The 509-nt window shown below is 67.8% G+C and carries 1 protein-coding gene; it reads right to left on the reverse strand.

Annotation, left to right across the window (positions count from 1 at the left end; genetic code table 11):
- The coding region (locus U858_RS0132810) for an ABC transporter substrate-binding protein (RefSeq protein ID WP_029954710.1) at positions 1–509 on the reverse strand (509 nt) is incomplete at both ends.

Raw genomic sequence — 509 nt, forward strand, 5'->3', positions numbered from 1 at the left:
GCCAGCAGCTTCTTGGCGCGAGCCGCATCGAACGGCAAGCGTTCTTCCTGCCTGGCTTCATAGCCCGGGATCGACGGCGCCACCAGCGCGCCGGTGGTGCGCGACAGCCCGCGCATCACCCGCTTTTGCAAGAGGTCGGGCGACAGCGCCATGTACAGCGCCTGGCGCACCCGCAGGTCTTTCAACGGGTTCTTGTCGGTGATGTTGGACCCCACCAGCTTGTCGCCCAGGTTGAAGCCGAAATACAGGGTGCGCAGTTCGGTCGCGGCCAGCACCTTGACGTTGGGCGCGGCGCGCAGGCGGTCCAGGTCTTGCAGCGGCGCGTTCTCGGTGAAGTTGATGTCGCCCGACAGCAGCGCCGCCACGCGGGTCGGCGCCGAAGCAATCGGCGTGAACTCGATGCGGTCCAGGTTGTGGCGCGGCTTGTCCCACCAGGCCGGGTTCACCACCAGCACGGTGCGGGTGTCGGGCCGGTACGACTCGACCTTGAACGGGCCGGTGCCGTTGGC

Origin of the sequence: Achromobacter sp. DH1f (assembly GCF_000633435.1) — a bacterium.
In the GTDB taxonomy this organism is placed as follows: Bacteria; Pseudomonadota; Gammaproteobacteria; order Burkholderiales; family Burkholderiaceae_B; genus Achromobacter; species Achromobacter deleyi.